The organism is Vibrio sp. E150_011, assembly GCF_053544015.1.
In genome coordinates this window covers 1-18,058 of sequence record NZ_JBHFOL010000023.1, presented here as the reverse complement: position 1 = coordinate 18,058, position 18,058 = coordinate 1, and the positions used below count along the sequence as shown (strand labels likewise).

The following is an 18,058-nucleotide window of genomic DNA, read 5'->3' as shown; positions in this document are numbered from 1 at the left end:
AATGGATAAGTTTCAAATTATTGGATCGACAACCCCGCTACAAGGCGAGGTTTCAATCTCAGGTGCTAAAAATGCAGCACTGCCTATTTTATTTGCTTCTATTTTGGCTGAAGGGCCGGTAGAAGTCTCCAATGTGCCTCGTCTACGTGATATCGATACTACGATGAAACTGCTGACGCGCCTCGGAGCAAAAGTCCATCGTAACGGCTCCGTGCACGTTGATGGCAGCGAAATTAATGAACTTTGTGCGCCCTATGATCTCGTGAAAACGATGCGTGCTTCAATTTGGGCTTTAGGTCCATTGGTGGCTAGATTCGGTAAAGGGCAAGTATCCCTACCGGGTGGCTGTGCGATTGGAGCGAGACCCGTCGATTTGCATATTCATGGCCTTGAACAACTAGGCGCAACGATCACGCTTGAAGATGGTTATGTGAAAGCAGAAGTTGATGGCCGGTTGAAAGGCGCGCATGTCGTGATGGACAAGGTGAGTGTGGGTGCCACTATCACAGTGATGTGCGCTGCGACACTGGCGGAAGGTAAAACCGTACTGGATAACGCCGCACGTGAACCTGAGATTGTCGATACTGCCAACTTCTTGAATGCATTAGGAGCTAAAGTCTCTGGTGCAGGTACTGATACTATCACTATCGAAGGCGTTGAGCGTTTGTCTGGTGGTAAGCACGCTGTGGTTGCAGACCGCATTGAAACAGGAACATTTTTAGTTGCCGCAGCGGTATCAGGGGGCAAGGTCGTTTGCCGTAACACCAGCGCACATCTTCTAGAGGCAGTTATTGCGAAACTAGAAGAAGCCGGTGCGAAGGTGGAAAGTGGTGAGGACTGGATCTCCCTTGATATGACCGGTCGTGACCTCAAGGCTGTGTCGATTCGTACTGCGCCACACCCTGGTTTCCCAACTGATATGCAAGCGCAATTCACGCTATTAAATATCATGGCGAAAGGCGGTGGTGTTATTACCGAAACCATCTTTGAGAACCGCTTCATGCACGTGCCTGAACTGATACGAATGGGCGCAAAAGCAGACATTGAAGGTAACACCGTTATCTGTGGCGATGTAGAATTGTTGAGCGGCGCTCAAGTGATGGCCACAGATTTGCGAGCCTCAGCGAGCTTAGTTATCGCGGGTTGTATTGCCAAAGGCGAAACCATTGTTGATCGTATTTACCACATTGATCGTGGTTACGACAGGATTGAAGATAAGCTATCTTTACTGGGCGCAAATATTACTCGCGTTCAAGCATCTGAATAGCACTTTAAGTGATATTGATGAGCCGAAATCGTTAGGTTTCGGTTTTTTTTTGAGATTTTTCGGAGCACAAAATGATTGCTTTTTTCCGCTGTATTGCAGTGGCTATTTTCGCTATCGTCATGTTCATTTTTGGTTGTGGGTATTGTTTATTAAGCCCAAGAAACCCAAAGCATGTATTTAGATTTGGACGTTATTTTGGCGCAATGTCTAAGGTGTTTGGCATCAAACTTGAACTTAGGCTACCTGAAGATGCGTATCACCGTGGCCAGCATGTCTATATTGCTAACCATCAAAATAACTGGGACCTGTTTACCGTTTCTTCGGCCGTCACTCCAAATGTAGTGACCGTAGGCAAAAAAAGCTTGGCGTGGATGCCATTCTTTGGGCAGCTCTACTATCTTACCGGAAACATTTTGATTGACCGTGCTAATCGCAGTAAGGCGAAAGGAACGATAGATCAAGTTGTCGATAGCATGAAAAAAAGCAACTTATCTGTCTGGATGTTTCCTGAAGGTACGCGTTCTAGAGGGCGAGGCATGTTGCCATTTAAGACCGGAGCATTTCATGCTGCGATTGGCGCTAATGTACCGATTATCCCGATTGTTTGTAGTAGCACGGCGCACTTAAAGTTCAACAAATGGGATAACGGGCATATCATTGTTGAGATGCTGCCTCCCGTTTCTGTTGAAGGGTGTGCAAAAGAGGACATTCGAGAACTTGCTAACCGTTGCCGCGAGCAAATGGTGCAGAAATTGGAACAACTTGACGCAGAAGTGATTGAGCTCAATAAGGGCAAGTAATCATCGCGGAAGGTCACCGAGAGTGAAAAAAAGGGTTGTGTGAACAACCCTTTTTGGTATCGGATGAAACGTTTAGGTCGCCGTTACTTACGAACCGCAATAGCTTCGATCTCAATCTTCACGTCTTTTGGTAGTCGTGCGACTTCAACACATGAGCGAGCTGGGTAGTTAGCGACTTGGTGCTCATCAAAGAACTTACCATAGACTTCATTCACTGTGCCAAAGTCGTTCAAATCTTTAACAAAAACCGTCATCTTAACAATATCAGAGACAGTAAGACCTGATGACTCAACGACAGCCTTAACGTTATCTAGTGATTGACGTGCCTGCTCTGAAATATCGTCTGATACTTCCCCTGTTACTGGGTTTACTGGGATTTGACCAGAGGTTAGCACCATATTACCGAGGTCGACGCCTTGAACATAAGGGCCAATGGCAGCAGGAGCTGATTCTGTATGAAGTACTTTAGTCATTCTTAGTGTTCCATTGTGATAAAAGAATAAGAGGAACTAGACTGCCTCTAGCCCCAATAAAAATCAAGCCTACTTTTAGTCGGCTTGATTAATAACATAACGATGATTAGCGCTCAGTAAGAATTTCTCTCGCAAATACCTTTTCACAGTATTTGCACTTCAGGCGAATATCACTATGCTTCTCGAACACCTTAAAACTACTTTCTACCGGCTCATTATGCGTGATGCAATTGCTATTTGGGCACTCAAATATACCGTTAATATGCTCAGGCAGTGCTAAGGCCAGTTTTTTACTAACCTCATAATTCTCGATTTGATTCACGGTCGCGTTAGGCGCGTACAGAGCCAGTTTGTTTGCTTGCTCTTCGCTGACAAAGACGTTTTCTATTTTGAGTAAGTCCTTACACCCAAGAGCCGACGATGGAAGGTTTAAACCAATCGTGACGCGCTGCTGAGATTGGTCCATAGCAAACAGTTTTAATACCTTGATACCGATGTTCGCTGGGATGTGGTCGATCACTGTGCCATTTTTAATGGCTTCGACTTGTAGTTGTGTTTCTCTTGTCATGCTATACCTGCCTTACAACGTTTCATTTAACACGAGAGCCAATAGTGCTTCACGCGCGTACACCCCATTTTCAGCTTGCTGGAAATAGTAGGCATAAGGCGTTTTATCGACATCAACGGTAATCTCATCAACACGAGGAAGTGGGTGCAACACCTTTAGGTTGTCACGTGCTTCTTTCAGCGTTTCAGCCGATAAGATGTAAGCCGATTTTATATGTGCATATTCTGATTCATCAAAGCGTTCTTTCTGTACGCGTGTCATGTAAAGGATATCGAGTTCCGGTACGACCTCTTCCATATCTTGATGCATACTAAAGGTGATGCCTGATTCTTCCAGTTCTTCACAGATGTAATCTGGCATTGCGAGCGCTTCTGGTGCGATGAAGTAAAAGCGAACGTTATTAAACTTTGCTAATGCTTGAGTGAGAGAGTGCACGGTACGACCATATTTTAGGTCACCAACAAAAGCCACATTGATGTTGTCTAAGCGACCCTGGGTTTCATAAATGCTGTACAGGTCAAGCAAGGTTTGCGTAGGGTGCTGGTTTGCGCCGTCACCCGCATTGATAACCGGTGTGCCGTTTGAAAACTCAGAAGCGAGGCGTGCGGCGCCTTCTTGTGGATGACGCATGACAAAGGCATCCACATACGAAGCGATAACTTGCACAGAATCTGCCAACGTTTCGCCTTTTTTCGCAAGGGACGTGTTACCGCCACTATCAAAGCCAATAACACTACCACCAATACGCTGGATTGCGGTTTCGAAGGATAGGCGAGTTCGGGTTGAAGGCTCAAAGAAACAGCTCGCAATGACTTTGTTTTTTATTAGCTCAGGTCGAGGGGTTGATTTAAGTTGCCCTGCGGTTTCTACGATGAGTTCGAGCTCATCACGAGACAGCTCAGGAATTGAGATAATGTGCTTTTGGTAGAGCGTATTCGCCATGTTTATCTTCCCTATAGTTAAAAACTAAACCAGAGTTAGCAGCCATAAAAAAGCCCCCCATAATGGGAGGCTTAGTCATCAAAAGAAGATAATACCGGTGCGTGATAAGCGAAGTACTTATCGCGAGTTAGCAATGCATCAAAGCTAATCAACGTATGAAAGCCTAGCAATGTAATGAAACTCGGTTGCGCCATGTCCTATCCCCCTGACAAATTGCGGAGAATTATACCCTTAACAATTGTGAGCGCAAGCGATTACATCAAAGGTTTATGCGTTAATTCGCCACTTTTTATTAACTGCCAAGTGTTGCGACCATGACGGCTTTTATGGTGTGCATGCGATTTTCTGCTTCATCGAATACGATGGAATACTCGGACTCAAAGACATCGTTGCTGACTTCTAACCCATTAAGGTTAAACTTGTCAGCTATCTCTTTGCCGATAGTGGTTTGGTCATCATGAAAAGCGGGTAGGCAATGCATGAATTTTACATCGGGGTTCCCCGTCGCTTCAATCATCGCCATATTTACTTGGTATGGTTTCATGAGAGTAATACGCTCCTCCCAAGCTGAGGCCGGTTCACCCATGGAGACCCAAACGTCGGTATAAAGAAAGTCACAACCGTCTACACCTTGAGTGACGTCTTCTGTTAGGGTGATGGTCGCTCCTGTATTAAGAGCAATCTGTTGGCATTCCTCAACAAGTTCTGGTTCTGGCCAGAATGCCTTGGGGGCGACTAGGCGAATGTCCATCCCCATTTTAGCGGCCCCAACCATTAGAGAATTACCCATGTTGTTTCGTGCATCGCCTAGGTAAGCAAATGACATTTGATGCAGCTGTTTTCCTTTGCCGTGTTCAAACATGGTGAGGAAGTCGGCTAAAATTTGCGTAGGGTGGAATTCATCGGTTAGGCCATTCCAAACCGGTACGCCAGCGTGGGCACCTAACTCTTCAACGATCTCTTGCCCAAATCCTCGATATTCTATGCCGTCGTACATGCGACCTAGGACACGTGCGGTATCTTTCATTGATTCTTTATGACCAATTTGCGAGCCCGAAGGGCCTAGGTATGAGACCTGAGCGCCTTGATCAAAAGCGGCAACTTCAAATGCACATCGGGTACGGGTAGAGGCTTTTTCAAAGATCAGTGCAATATTTTTCCCGACGAGTTTCTTTTGTTCTGTCCCTGCATATTTTGCTGATTTTAAAGACAAAGAAAGATCGAGAAGAAATTGGATTTCTTTGGGCGTAAAATCTAAAAGCTTAAGGAAGTTCCTATTACGTAAGTTATAAGCCATGTTCCGTACCTAGTGAATAATAAGTAGTTTATTTATACATATAAATGCTTTTAAAGTGAATATTTATTTTTGTCGTGATGTAAAAAAACGCCTATATTAGACGTTTTTTTCGGTTTTTATTTAGATACCGTCTCGCTCTATTGGGCAGCTCATACAACGAGCCCCCCCACGCCCGCGTCCTAGTTCATTCCCAGGGATAGTCAAAACTTCGATGCCTGCTTTATCATATTTTTCATTGGTATAGACATTTCTTTCATAGCCAATGACCACTCCTGGTTTAACGGTGAGAACGTTATTTGCATCGTTCCACTGTTCACGCTCTGCTTCATAATTATCACCACCAGTGGTGATAATATTCAATTTATCTACGTCGAGTGCACTTTCCAGAGCTGTTAAATAGTTAGGCAGTTTTTCAACTTGTATCTGGCCTTTTGGCTCAGCCGTTAATCGCCAAGTATCCAGTTTATCAGTGATAATTTCAGGGTAGACAGAGAATGTATCAACATCCATATGAGTCATTACGGTATCAAGGTGCATACAAGAGCGATGCTTAGGCAGATCAATCGCGATAACTTGTGAGGCTTGCCCTGTTTTGAAAAGGCTTGCCGCTAAGTTCTCCACGCCTTGTGGCGTTGTGCGTTCGGAGATACCAATGAGAACCGCGCCTTTGCCAATAACAAGGACATCACCACCTTCTATATTGGCATTGTCGTAATGCAAGTCTTCATCGCCAAAGTATTTGATGAAATCTTGGCCTGCAAAGGTAGGGTGCCAGCGATATATGGCACGTAAGTGATTGGTTTCACGCTGTCGAGCTGGCTTCATCATTGGGTTCAATGAGACGCCGCCGTACACCCAGCAAGACGTGTCGCGCGTAAATAGGTGGTTGGGTAATGGCTCAATGACAAAGTCGAGTGGGCGGCTCATCTTTTGTAAGATGGATGAGGTTTTGATTGGTAACTCTGAATAGGCAAGCCCACCCAGTAGAATGGTGGCAAGGTGCTCATTATCCATGTCTGCAAGGTAGCGTTTCAGCTCATTAGCAAAGATAGGCCCATAACGAAAATCTGAGATTTGAGTCTCTAGTAACCATGATTTGGCGTCGGTGACCGCCAAGGTTTCAACTAAAAGATCATGGAGGAGCAAAACCTCAACTTCTTGGCTACGTAGCGTGTCAGCAAAGGCGTCATGTTCTACCCCTGCCGCTTCTACAGCAAGCACGTCATCAAAAAGAAGTTCGTGACAATTTGATGGTGTGAGGTGGGTAAGCGCTCTTTCTGGGCGGTTCAGCAAAACTCTGCGTAATTGACCCACTTCTGATCCGACGTGCAACGTACTCATTGTGATTCCTTTCAAATTTGAATGCGCTATTTATGACAAGCTTGTTATCAAGATGCAAGCTCAAAAACTGGCGTTTGTTGCTGTAAATGAACCATATTGCAGTGACTAATCGTGATAAATTGCCACGTAAGCAGACAAATTTTCTGGATTTTTGCAGGGTATATAAAAAGTAGAATGCTTGAATATTCATGATTACAGGGATAGAAAGGGCGCTAATCATCGATAATCTATGCATAAATAAACAAATTTGGGCCAATTTGTGGCTATTGAATGAGTAAAACGTAGTAGGAGAGTAGAGTTTCTGGTTGAGGTGATATGCAAAATACATTCATAAATTGTCGACATGACACTAAGTGTCATCATTGGGCTCGGCTTTTTTCTTCAAAAGGGAGAGCGATGTAACGATGAAATGTTAAATTTGTGTATGTGTGATCTGGATCTTAATGGATAAATTGGCGAAGAATGAAAATATGTTGCGAAAGATCCTGCTTCGATCTTTCGATTTACACTGACATACCGTATTATTCGTCCCGTTAACCTAATTTTAGCTGGAGCACTTTTATGTCTCAACAAGATGAGTATGTCACCGTTGCAGAATTGATCGAAATTCAAAAGGAAGACACTCGCGATATCATTCAAGCTCTTATAGAAGATGGTAGTGATCCAGACTCTCTTTATGAGATTGAACACCATTTCTTCGCTGAAGACTTTGACCGCCTAGAAAAAGCGGTTGTTGAAGCTTTTAAGTTGGGTTTTGAAGTTCTCGAAGCAGAAGAAACTGAAGATGAAGATGGCAACAAACTGCTATGTTGCGATGCTACGATGGAATCAAAGTTGAACGCAGAGCAAATTGATGCACAAGTAGAGAAGCTTGTGAATCTCGCAGAAAAATACGACATCATCTATGATGGGTGGGGTACGTATTATGAAGGCGAAGATGCTCTGTACACGGAAGAAGATGACGCAGAAGAATAAGCGTCGTTTTTTGAAAAAGGTCAGTAATACTGGCCTTTTTTGTGTCCGTTGATAACTATTAACAACTGTATCTTTATATAAACAATTTGACTATACTGCGAAAAATATGATGTAGGTCTCATTGTTATAATGCAAAAAAACATGTCTGGTTTCTGGCAGTTATCCCCACTGACGGATCTCTCTATTCCGCAAGGGGACCTGCAATTTCCTGGTGCGATTAGCCAAATTCTTCCTAATGCGTTGTCTGAACAAGCGATCGCAGAGCAAGAGTGGCACTTGATGCACGACTTTGACCTTAATGAGCAAGAGTTATCGCATCCTGCGGTGGACCTAGTATTCGCTGGCGTCGACCATTTTGCTGAGATCAGAGTGAACGGCGTTGCGGTGATGGATTGCGATGGCAGTGAATTAGTGTATCGAAAAGACGTAAGAGCGCACCTTCAAGAAGGTCGAAATAGGATTGAGGTCTTGTTTCTCGAGTATGATGAAGATGACCTGCTCATTGAATCCAACCCTCCCTTGAAACAATGCCCACTTGGCGAGTATGCGGCTGGAAATGATCCTCGAATGGGGATATGGGCAATGCCTTACTTACAGTTTATTTCTCATGTTCGTTTAGAGTACGTGGCAACAGAACAAATTTGGCATCATGGCGGAGGGTGTGAGTTTAAGGTTGACCTGTATTACAAAACCTATCGCCCAGGCTTGTTATCGGCTTTGGTCAAGTTCAATGGAATGACGTATTCATTACCGATCGACGTAAGAAAACAACAAGCATCTGCACTGTTTCAAATCGAAGCCCCTCGTTATACTGATCTTGCGTCCCCCAATAGTGCTGATGCGTATCAGCTAACCGTAGAACTGGATGGACAGGAACAAGTATTGGATGTGGTATTAAATAGAGAGCTGTGTGCGACGCATTGCCCGCTTTAACTGCCGTCATCACATTTTTAATCGTTAACCCCGCACTGACTGCCCTTTATCGATAACAATAAAAAACGACCCCTGAGGTCGTTTTTTATTGGGCGTCTGAACCAGGCTACTCGTTACAGTAACTGCTTTAATCGATACAGAGCTTCCAGCGCTTGTCTTGGGGTGAGCTCATCAGGGTCGATACTAGCCAAGGCCTCTTCAACTTCACTCGGTTCGGGGATCAGGCTGAGTTGATTCGCAATATCAACCTGCGAGGATGAAGGCGTTGGCTTCTGGGCCAGCTGCTCAAGTTGATTCAGTTTTTGACGGGCGTTCTTAATCACGGTTTTAGGGACACCAGCCAGCCCAGCAACGGCGAGACCATACGATTTGCTTGCGGCACCTTCTTGAACGGCGTGCATGAAAGCGATGGAATCGCCATGCTCGACGGCGTCCAAATGAACGTTGGCCAAGTGTGGCATTTGATTCGGCAGCTCGGTTAACTCAAAATAATGCGTAGCAAACAATGTCATGGCACCGATTTTAGATGCTAACCATTCTGCACTTGCCCATGCGAGAGATAAGCCATCGTAGGTACTGGTTCCGCGTCCTATTTCATCCATCAACACCAAACTATTTGGTGTGGCGTTGTGAAGAATATTGGCGGTTTCGGTCATCTCAACCATGAATGTTGAGCGTCCAGATGCCAAATCGTCAGATGCCCCTATTCGAGTGAAAATACGATCAATAGAACCAATGTCAGCGCTTTCAGCTGGGACATAAGAACCAATATGGGCAAGTAGGGCAATCAGTGCGGTTTGGCGCATATAAGTGGATTTACCACCCATATTCGGACCCGTGATGATCAGCATTTGCCGTTCAGCGCTGAGTGAGATCGGATTAGCAATAAACGGGTCGCTCATGACTTGTTCAACAACCGGATGGCGACCGCCCTGGATATGAAGCCCGACCTGATCGCTAATGGTTGGTCGGCAATAATCTAGGCTTTCGGCTCGTTCTGCTAAATTTTGCAGTACATCGAGTTGGGAAAGTGCAGAGGCAAGGTTTTGAAATTGCTCTAACTGAGGAAGTAGTAAATCGAACAGGGATTCCCAAAGCCTTTTTTCTATCGCAAGTGCTTTTGATTTAGAGCTCAATACCTTATCTTCGTGCTCTTTTAGTTCAGGAATGATGTAGCGTTCGGCATTTTTTAAGGTTTGGCGACGTACGTAGTGGGGCGGCACTAAATGGCTTTGACCACGACTGACCTGGATGAAAAATCCATGTACATTGTTGTAGCCTACTTTTAACGTATCGATACCGTGACGTTCACGCTCGTCCAGTTCTAGCTTATCCAAATACGCAGTGGCACCGTTGGCCAGATCGCGCCATTCATCTAATTCAGCATGATAACCATCAGCAATGACGCCACCATCTCGAATAACGACCGGTGGGTTATCTTTTATTGCCCGCTCCAATAATTCACAGGCCTCATTCATCGGGGCAGAAAATTGCGCGAGTTGCTGTAAGTACGGGTGTGATACTGATTCTAAGCAAGTGGCAAGCTCAGGCAGTTGTTGTAACGCACTGCGAAGGCGGGCCATGTCTCTAGGTCTTGCGGAGCGTAATGCTAGGCGAGCAAGGATCCGTTCAATATCACCAATATGTTTAAGGACAGGTGCCAGCTCGCCAAATAGCGTCTCTTCTTTAATTTCAGCAATCGCATCAAGACGATAATTGAGCGTTTTCTGACAGCGCATTGGCTGATGGATCCAACGCTTAAGCATACGGCTGCCCATTGCAGTTGCAGTGTGATCAAGCACCTCAGAAAGGGTATTGTCGTAACCACCAGACAGGTTTTGCGTTAGCTCTAGATTTCGTCGCGTCGCGGCATCTAAAATCACGGATTGTTCTTGGCTGATAAGTGTCAGAGCGCGGATATGAGGCAATGCAGTTCGCTGAGTGTCTTTGACGTACTGAATCAAGCAGCCTGCAGCTGAAAGCCCTAAAAGACAGTGTTCTACACCAAAACCAACGAGATCTTTGGTTCCAAATTGCTGATTGAGTTGCTGGCGAGCGGTGTCAATTTCAAACTCCCAAACTGGGCGGCGGCGATTGCCATTCCGGTTGGCCATGATGTCGACGGGCGAAAAGTCTTCTGGAAAGAGCAGTTCTTTTGGGGCCGTTCGTTGTAACTCCGCAAGCATGGCTTCTTCGGTTTCTGGTTCACAAAGTTGGAATCGACCTGAGGTGATATCCAGCGTCGCGTAACCAAATTTACCGTTATGGTGATAGATCGCTGCAATTAGGTTATCAAGACGCTCGGATAGCAACGCCTCGTCAGTCACGGTTCCCGGTGTCACGATACGAACAACCCGACGCTCGACTGGGCCCTTGCTGGTGGCAGGATCTCCCACCTGTTCGCAAATAGCAACCGACTCACCTAATTGGACTAATTTGGCTAGGTAACCTTCTACGGCGTGAAAAGGGACACCAGCCATTGGGATCGGCTCACCAGCCGAAGCACCACGTTTGGTGAGAGAAATTCCGAGCAACTGCGAGGCATTTTTAGCATCGTCATAAAATAGCTCGTAGAAATCTCCCATGCGGTAAAAAAGCAATATCTCTGGGTTCTCAGCTTTGAGTTTCAGGTATTGCTGCATCATTGGCGTGTGTTTTTGTTCCGATTTCACTGTGACATCTTTGCTGCTGGTTTCGAGTGTTGCTAGGATACGTGAAACCATCGTGAGCGGAAAGAGACGATTGCGAGTTAGAGGTACATTGAAAGTAAGTATACTATCGTAAAAGATGGATTGGCTTTAAGCGCGTAGAAGGATTAAGTTTATGCACAACATTCAAGAACTCAGCTTAACGCTCGGTATGTTGTTACAAGACAAACAACAAGTATTGGTCACGGCAGAATCTTGTACTGGCGGTGGGATTGCTACGGCTATTACCGATATTGCTGGCAGCTCAACGTGGTTTGATCGAGCGTTTGTAACCTACAGTAATGAAGCCAAATTTGAAATGTTAAAGGTGCAGCCTGAAACGTTGTATCGAGAGGGGGCTGTCAGTGAATCTGTCGTTATTGAAATGGCCGATGGTGCATTGCAATACTCTAATGGTACGTTGAGCGTCGCTGTCAGCGGTATCGCTGGCCCAGGTGGTGGAAGTGATGATAAGCCCGTTGGGACGGTATGCTTTGCCTGGGCATCGTCACATGGGTGGCGTTTGACACAGACATGTTGTTTTAATGGAGACCGAGCACAAGTCAGGCAGCAAGCGGTATTACACGCGCTGCTCATCTTGTATCATTCCGTGCTCGAAGGCTCAGCATTGAAATAAACCGAATAAAAATATCATACAGGTATAGACACTGTATGAATCAACAGTATAATAAAACCATATCGCGGTCACTTTTAATACGAGCCGCTCACTTATTTTAAGAATTGCGCATAGCGTGTTATCCCAGCCGGATAATTGTGGAGAAAGTAATGGACGAGAATAAAAAAAAGGCATTAGCAGCAGCACTAGGTCAGATTGAAAAGCAATTTGGTAAAGGCTCTATCATGCGTCTTGGTGATAACCGTACGATGGATGTTGAAACTATCTCAACGGGCTCGCTTTCTCTGGATATCGCTCTTGGAGCTGGCGGTTTGCCGATGGGACGTATCGTTGAGGTTTACGGCCCTGAATCTTCTGGTAAGACAACGCTAACGCTTGAACTCATTGCGGCTGCGCAACGTGTTGGAAAAACGTGTGCATTTATCGATGCCGAGCACGCTCTTGACCCTATCTATGCTAAAAAGCTGGGTGTTGATATTGATGCACTATTGGTTTCTCAACCAGATACGGGTGAGCAAGCGCTTGAAATTTGTGATGCTTTAGCACGCTCCGGTGCGATTGACGTTATGGTTATTGACTCCGTGGCAGCGTTGACGCCAAAAGCTGAGATCGAAGGTGAAATGGGCGACAGCCACATGGGCCTTCAAGCGCGTATGCTTTCTCAAGCCATGCGTAAGCTAACCGGTAACCTTAAACAGTCAAATTGTATGTGTATCTTCATTAACCAAATTCGTATGAAAATTGGTGTGATGTTTGGTAACCCAGAGACGACGACAGGTGGTAATGCACTGAAATTCTACGCGTCGGTACGTTTAGATATTCGTCGTACAGGTTCTATCAAAGAAGGCGATGAAATCGTAGGTAATGAAACACGTATCAAGGTTGTTAAGAACAAGATTGCTGCACCATTTAAACAAGCTGAGACTCAAATCTTATACGGCAAAGGATTTAACCGTGAAGGTGAGCTGATTGATTTGGGCGTGAAGAACAAACTCGTAGAAAAAGCGGGTGCATGGTATAGCTACAATGGTGACAAGATTGGTCAAGGTAAAGCAAACGCGGGTAAATACCTACGTGAGCATCCAGAAGCGGCATTGGCTATTGACACGAAGCTACGTGAAATGTTGTTAACACCAGCAGTACCAGAAGAACCAACAGCGGGCGAAGAGCCAGTTGAAGAAGAGTTTTAACCTCAACTTTTATTAACAAAGCCTCGCATTGCGGGGCTTTGTTGTTTTGTCGCCTTTGGTTTTTATCGATTACCCTACCGATTCCCTCATTCATTTTAGCGCGCTTTCAAGTCTGCCTTTCGAATTGACCACAATCGTTCTTGTTTAAACACTGTTAAAGCTTGTGTCAGCATACATCACGTTTGTGAGCAAGTTTGTCCGAAGAAATCGCTTTGTTTCTGGGCTTTTTTATGAGAAGACTAGGCGAATCCTTATTCATGGGGTTACAATATGTCCCCAAAATCTAACTCGAATTATTTCAGGAAAAGCTGCATGTACATGAGCACAGATGAGGTTCGCAACGCGTTCCTTAAGTTCTTTGAGAGCAAAGGGCACCAAATCGTAGAAAGTTCATCATTGGTTCCTCACAATGATCCAACGTTGCTTTTCACTAACGCCGGAATGAACCAGTTTAAAGACTGCTTCTTAGGCTCTGAGAAACGCAGCTACACACGCGCAACCACATCACAACGCTGTGTACGTGCTGGTGGTAAACACAACGATCTTGAGAACGTTGGCTTTACTGCTCGTCACCATACTTTCTTCGAAATGCTGGGTAACTTCAGTTTTGGTGATTACTTCAAAGACGATGCGATTGGTTTTGCCTGGGAATTCCTGACTGAAACACTAAAATTGCCAAAAGAGCGCTTACTCGTCACGATTTACGAGACTGATGACGAAGCGTTTGAAATTTGGAATAAGAAAATTGGTATACCTGCCGATCGTATTGTTCGTATTGGTGACAAAAAAGGTGGTAAAGCGTTCGAGTCAGATAACTTCTGGCAGATGGGCGATACAGGACCATGTGGCCCTTGTACTGAAATTTTCTATGATCACGGTGAGCACATTTGGGGCGGACGCCCGGGGACACCTGAAGAAGACGGTGACCGTTTTATTGAGATCTGGAATAACGTATTTATGCAGTTTAACCGTCATGCTGACGGGACGATGGAGCCGCTACCGAAGCCATCCGTCGATACTGGCATGGGTATTGAGCGTATCTCTGCGATTATGCAAGGCGTTCATTCAAACTATGAAATTGATGTTTTCCAAACATTGATTAAAGATGCGGCTGAGACGATTGGCTACGAAGACCTATCTAACCAGTCTTTGCGTGTTATTGCTGATCACATTCGTTCATGTTCATTCCTAATTGTTGATGGTGTTATGCCATCAAATGAAGGCCGTGGCTATGTATTGCGTCGCATTATCCGTCGTGCGGTTCGTCATGGTAACAAGCTAGGCGCGCAGGGTGCATTTTTCTACAAGTTGGTCGGTACATTGGCAACGGTCATGGGTACCGCTGGCGAAGAGCTCAAAAAGCAACAAGCACTTGTTGAAAAAGTATTGCGCATTGAAGAAGAGAACTTTAGCCGCACACTCGAGCGTGGCATGGTTATTCTAAACGACGCATTAGATGCATTAGGCGAAGAAAAAACCCTCGATGGCGAAACGGTATTCAAGCTATATGATACCTACGGCTTCCCAGCTGACTTAACCAATGATGTTGCTCGTGAGAGAGAATTTGCGATTGATGAGGAAGGTTTTGAGAAGGCAATGGAAGCACAGCGCCAGCGTGCCCGTGAAGCGGGACAGTTTGGTACTGACTACAACGCAACAATCAAAGTTGATACTCATACTGATTTCTGTGGTTACACGGCAACTCAAGGTTCAAGCTCGATTGCTTCAATGTTTGTTGAAGGCAACGAGGTAGAAACATTGTCGGCTGGTGATAGCGCGATTGTTGTTCTTGAAGAAACCCCATTTTATGCCGAATCAGGTGGTCAATGTGGTGACGCTGGTATTTTAAAAACATCGGCTGGGGTGTTTAAAGTTAACGATACCCAGAAGCTTGGTAATGCGATTGCACACCACGGTGAGTTGGTTGAAGGTGTACTCGCTAAAGGCGATGACGTAGAAGCTATCGTTGATGCGTCGCGTCGCGAAGCGATTACGTTGAACCACTCGGCAACTCACTTACTACATGCAGCACTGCGCCAAGTACTAGGTGAGCATGTTGCTCAGAAAGGGTCTTTAGTTAAAGCAGATAGCTTACGCTTCGACTTTTCTCATCTTGAAGCAATGACAAAAGATGAAATTAAGACGGTCGAACGTCTGGTTAATGCACAAGTCCGTACGAACCACAGCATTGACACTGAAGTCATGGATATTGAATCAGCGAAAAAGAAAGGTGCCATGGCACTGTTCGGTGAGAAATATGATGATGAGGTTCGCGTATTAACTATGGGTGAGTTCTCGACAGAGCTGTGTGGTGGTATCCACGCTCGCAATACTGGCGATATCGGTTTATTCAAGATCACCTCAGAAGGCGGGATTGCCGCTGGCATCCGTCGTATTGAAGCGGTTACCGGTGAGACGGCTCTCGATGCGCTGGAAGCTCAACAGCATGCGTTTGAAGATAAGTTGGCTGAGTCTGTACAGAAATCTAAGACTCTAGAAAAAGAGATTCAACAGCTGAAAGACAAGATGGCTGCCGCAGAAAGCGCAAACATCATGGGTAAAGTTGAAGATATCGCTGGGACCAAGGTACTTGTTGCTGCAATTGAAGGCGCAGACAATAAGAACCTACGCGTAATGGTAGATAATGCAAAAAACCAAGTAGGTAGCGGTATTATCTTAATTGCCAACGTAGCGGATGGAAAAGTTGGCCTCATTGCTGGCGTAACCAAAGATCTTATCGGTAAAGTTAAAGCGGGTGACCTTGTTAAAATGGTTGCCGAGCAGATTGGTGGTAAGGGTGGTGGTCGTCCTGATATGGCACAAGCTGGCGGTACGGATGTTGAGGCGCTGCCTGACGCACTCCAGTCTATTCGTGGTTGGTTAGAAGAACGTTTGTAGCGATCTAATAACATGACAACAATGCCCAATTAACGGTGGTTAATTGGGCATTGTTACGTCTAGGTATGAATAAAAAAGACATGTGGGTATTGCGGATTAATGCCGTCATATTTCACGTGTGATTGATTTTTGGTGTTGCCTTGAGATTGATAAGGCATCTCGGATTAAATCACGATCTCTCTACGGTCGTATTTTGATAAAGGGCACTTGATTGTTGTCTTGGGAAGGTGGAAACCGGTGAAAAAACCGTTAATCGTACAAAAATTTGGTGGAACGTCTGTTGGGTCGATTGAACGAATCCAACATGTCGCTGAACAAATTATTCGAGAAAAGAAAGCGGGCAGTCAATTAGTTGTCGTTGTGTCAGCAATGTCAGGCGAAACCAATCGATTGCTTAACCTAGCAAAGCAGATAGACAGTGTCCCTAACGCTCGTGAACTGGATGTTTTATTGTCTACGGGGGAGCAAGTATCAATGGCGCTTCTTTCAATGACATTAAGTAAGCTGGGCTATCGTGCGATTTCTTTGACGGGTTCTCAGGCTCAGATTCAGACCAATAACCAGCATAACAATGCAACGATTAGCGATATTAATCCCCAAGTAATAAAGCAATATCTAAATGACGACCAGATTGTCATTATTGCTGGCTTTCAGGGGGTCAATGAGAGATACGATGTCACCACGCTAGGGAGAGGCGGCTCGGACACGACGGCAGTGACATTAGCTGGCGTCCTTGGGGCGAATGAGTGCCAAATCTATACCGATGTTGATGGCATTTATACGGGCGACCCAAGAGTGGTTAACAATGCTCAACGTCTAGAGAATATTAACTTCCCTGCAATGGCCGAAATGTCGAGAAAGGGAGCTAAAGTATTGCATTTGCCTTGTGTCGAGTATGCGTGGCAGCATCAAGTTCCTTTGAGAGTACTTTCAAGCTTTCAGTCTGGAAAAGGCACACTTGTCCAAGGTGATGAGCCGACTGCGGGCATTTTAGGTATTGCTGTACAAAAACAATTACTCTCTTTAACGGTTCCGTACAAGAATAAACAACATATCGTTCAACAATCGATGTTATGTGGCGTTGGGATTGAATACTGGGTCGAGAAAGCGGAGCATTGCGCACTGATTATCAAGGAAGAGGCTTTTGATAAGATAACGTCGTTATTAGATGGTTTGGTTATCGAAAAACAAGAAGTTGGCTTAGTGACCGTTGTTGGTCAGGTAATGTCATCATTTTCCTCACAATCTCAACAACTTCTCAACTTAGCTGAAATATCTGTCCTACACTTTTGTGAAGATAAACACTCATTTACCCTAGTTATAGAGTCTGGGACTATCGACAAAGCGACTAACGTACTGCATGATAACTACATTATCCCCAATGAAACGGTTTCAAGAGAAGAGAAACTGGTCTGTTTGGGGTAATTATTTGTCATAAGATAGTTTACGAAAATATAACTTTTGTTGGATAATGAGTTTCGTAGCAAGATAATTAGAGATTACTCAAGGAGCAAAGAATGCTGATTTTGACTCGCCGCGTTGGCGAAACATTAATGATTGGTGACGAAGTCACTGTTACTGTATTGGGTGTAAAGGGTAACCAGGTTCGCATTGGTGTTAATGCTCCTAAAGAAGTTTCAGTGCACCGTGAAGAAATTTACATGCGCATTCAGGCAGAGAAAGGAAATGGTAATGTTGCACCAGGCAACTACTAATTTCTTTTAAAGAAGGCTAGCATTTTGCTGGCCTTTTTATTAACGATAGTTTGTGATCATGTTCTTGTCTTCGTTCGAAATTTAAACAGCAAAAATGTGCTTATGTGGCAGTTTGATTAAATTGCCAACGGTTAACCTGTTTTTTCAAGTTTTTGCCAAGAAAGTGTTTGACTTATTTTTGGTAAATCGTAATATGTGCCTCCGCAAGACGGTGAGGTGGCCGAGAGGCTGAAGGCGCTCCCCTGCTAAGGGAGTATACGGTTTATAGCCGTATCGAGGGTTCGAATCCCTCCCTCACCGCCATTCTTGCACTACTTAATTGATTGGATTTATTC

At 45.0% G+C, this 18,058-nt stretch carries 16 protein-coding genes and 1 tRNA gene; 10 read left to right on the top strand and 7 right to left on the bottom strand.

Annotated elements, in window-relative coordinates:
* The first annotated feature begins 1 nt into the window (after position 1).
* Positions 2–1,267: a UDP-N-acetylglucosamine 1-carboxyvinyltransferase gene (gene murA / locus ACE1OE_RS21995; protein ID WP_102468199.1), complete on the top strand. Its 1,266-nt coding sequence runs from the start codon at positions 2–4 to the stop codon at positions 1,265–1,267.
* Between the two features lie 71 nt (positions 1,268–1,338).
* Positions 1,339–2,067: a 1-acylglycerol-3-phosphate O-acyltransferase gene (locus tag ACE1OE_RS21990; protein ID WP_372062899.1), complete on the top strand. Its 729-nt coding sequence runs from the start codon at positions 1,339–1,341 to the stop codon at positions 2,065–2,067.
* Positions 2,068–2,150: 83 nt separating this feature from the next.
* On the opposite strand, the gene ACE1OE_RS21985 is transcribed toward ACE1OE_RS21990, so the two are convergent.
* The 6 genes from ACE1OE_RS21985 to arcA form a co-directional block, all read right to left on the bottom strand.
* Positions 2,151–2,540, bottom strand: coding sequence for a RidA family protein (locus tag ACE1OE_RS21985; protein ID WP_372062900.1), 390 nt, complete (start codon positions 2,538–2,540; stop codon positions 2,151–2,153).
* Positions 2,541–2,646: 106 nt separating this feature from the next.
* A complete protein-coding gene (gene pyrI / locus ACE1OE_RS21980) occupies positions 2,647–3,108 on the bottom strand; it encodes an aspartate carbamoyltransferase regulatory subunit (protein WP_102468202.1) in 462 nt (153 codons plus the stop codon).
* Positions 3,109–3,120: 12 nt separating this feature from the next.
* Entirely contained in the window at positions 3,121–4,050 is a 930-nt protein-coding gene (gene pyrB / locus ACE1OE_RS21975) for an aspartate carbamoyltransferase (protein WP_102468203.1), read from the bottom strand.
* A 71-nt stretch (positions 4,051–4,121) separates the two neighbouring features.
* Positions 4,122–4,244, bottom strand: coding sequence for a hypothetical protein (locus tag ACE1OE_RS21970; RefSeq protein WP_277869442.1), 123 nt, complete (start codon positions 4,242–4,244; stop codon positions 4,122–4,124).
* Between the two features lie 98 nt (positions 4,245–4,342).
* Positions 4,343–5,347, bottom strand: a complete 1,005-nt coding sequence (gene argF / locus ACE1OE_RS21965; protein ID WP_102468204.1) for an ornithine carbamoyltransferase — start codon at positions 5,345–5,347, stop codon at positions 4,343–4,345.
* 120 nt (positions 5,348–5,467) lie between these two features.
* Positions 5,468–6,688, bottom strand: coding sequence for an arginine deiminase (arcA, locus tag ACE1OE_RS21960; protein WP_372062901.1), 1,221 nt, complete (start codon positions 6,686–6,688; stop codon positions 5,468–5,470).
* Positions 6,689–7,249: 561 nt separating this feature from the next.
* On the opposite strand from arcA, the gene rraB reads away from it, so the two are divergent.
* Positions 7,250–7,663 carry a ribonuclease E inhibitor RraB gene (rraB, locus tag ACE1OE_RS21955; protein ID WP_449212292.1) on the top strand — a complete coding sequence of 138 codons (414 nt, stop codon included), beginning with the start codon at positions 7,250–7,252 and terminating at the stop codon, positions 7,661–7,663.
* A gap of 129 nt (positions 7,664–7,792) precedes the next feature.
* Positions 7,793–8,596 carry a glycosyl hydrolase 2 galactose-binding domain-containing protein gene (locus tag ACE1OE_RS21950; protein ID WP_449212291.1) on the top strand — a complete coding sequence of 268 codons (804 nt, stop codon included), beginning with the start codon at positions 7,793–7,795 and terminating at the stop codon, positions 8,594–8,596.
* A gap of 113 nt (positions 8,597–8,709) precedes the next feature.
* On the opposite strand, the gene mutS is transcribed toward ACE1OE_RS21950, so the two are convergent.
* On the bottom strand, positions 8,710–11,268 hold the full coding sequence (gene mutS, locus ACE1OE_RS21945; protein WP_449212290.1) for a DNA mismatch repair protein MutS: 2,559 nt from the start codon (positions 11,266–11,268) through the stop codon (positions 8,710–8,712).
* A 151-nt stretch (positions 11,269–11,419) separates the two neighbouring features.
* Here mutS and pncC point away from each other — a divergent pair, with 151 nt between their 5' ends.
* From pncC to ACE1OE_RS21915, 6 genes are all read left to right on the top strand, one after another.
* Entirely contained in the window at positions 11,420–11,920 is a 501-nt protein-coding gene (pncC, locus tag ACE1OE_RS21940; protein ID WP_372059144.1) for a nicotinamide-nucleotide amidase, read from the top strand.
* Positions 11,921–12,069: 149 nt separating this feature from the next.
* Positions 12,070–13,110 (top strand): recombinase RecA, encoded by a 1,041-nt coding sequence (gene recA / locus ACE1OE_RS21935; protein ID WP_102471350.1) that lies wholly within the window; start codon positions 12,070–12,072, stop codon positions 13,108–13,110.
* 312 nt (positions 13,111–13,422) lie between these two features.
* Positions 13,423–16,008: an alanine--tRNA ligase gene (gene alaS, locus ACE1OE_RS21930; protein WP_372059145.1), complete on the top strand. Its 2,586-nt coding sequence runs from the start codon at positions 13,423–13,425 to the stop codon at positions 16,006–16,008.
* Between the two features lie 237 nt (positions 16,009–16,245).
* Positions 16,246–17,433, top strand: coding sequence for an aspartate kinase (locus ACE1OE_RS21925; protein ID WP_449212289.1), 1,188 nt, complete (start codon positions 16,246–16,248; stop codon positions 17,431–17,433).
* A gap of 92 nt (positions 17,434–17,525) precedes the next feature.
* On the top strand, positions 17,526–17,723 hold the full coding sequence (csrA, locus tag ACE1OE_RS21920; RefSeq protein WP_009847619.1) for a carbon storage regulator CsrA: 198 nt from the start codon (positions 17,526–17,528) through the stop codon (positions 17,721–17,723).
* 210 nt (positions 17,724–17,933) lie between these two features.
* A tRNA-Ser gene (locus tag ACE1OE_RS21915) sits at positions 17,934–18,026 on the top strand.
* Positions 18,027–18,058: the final 32 nt, after the last annotated feature.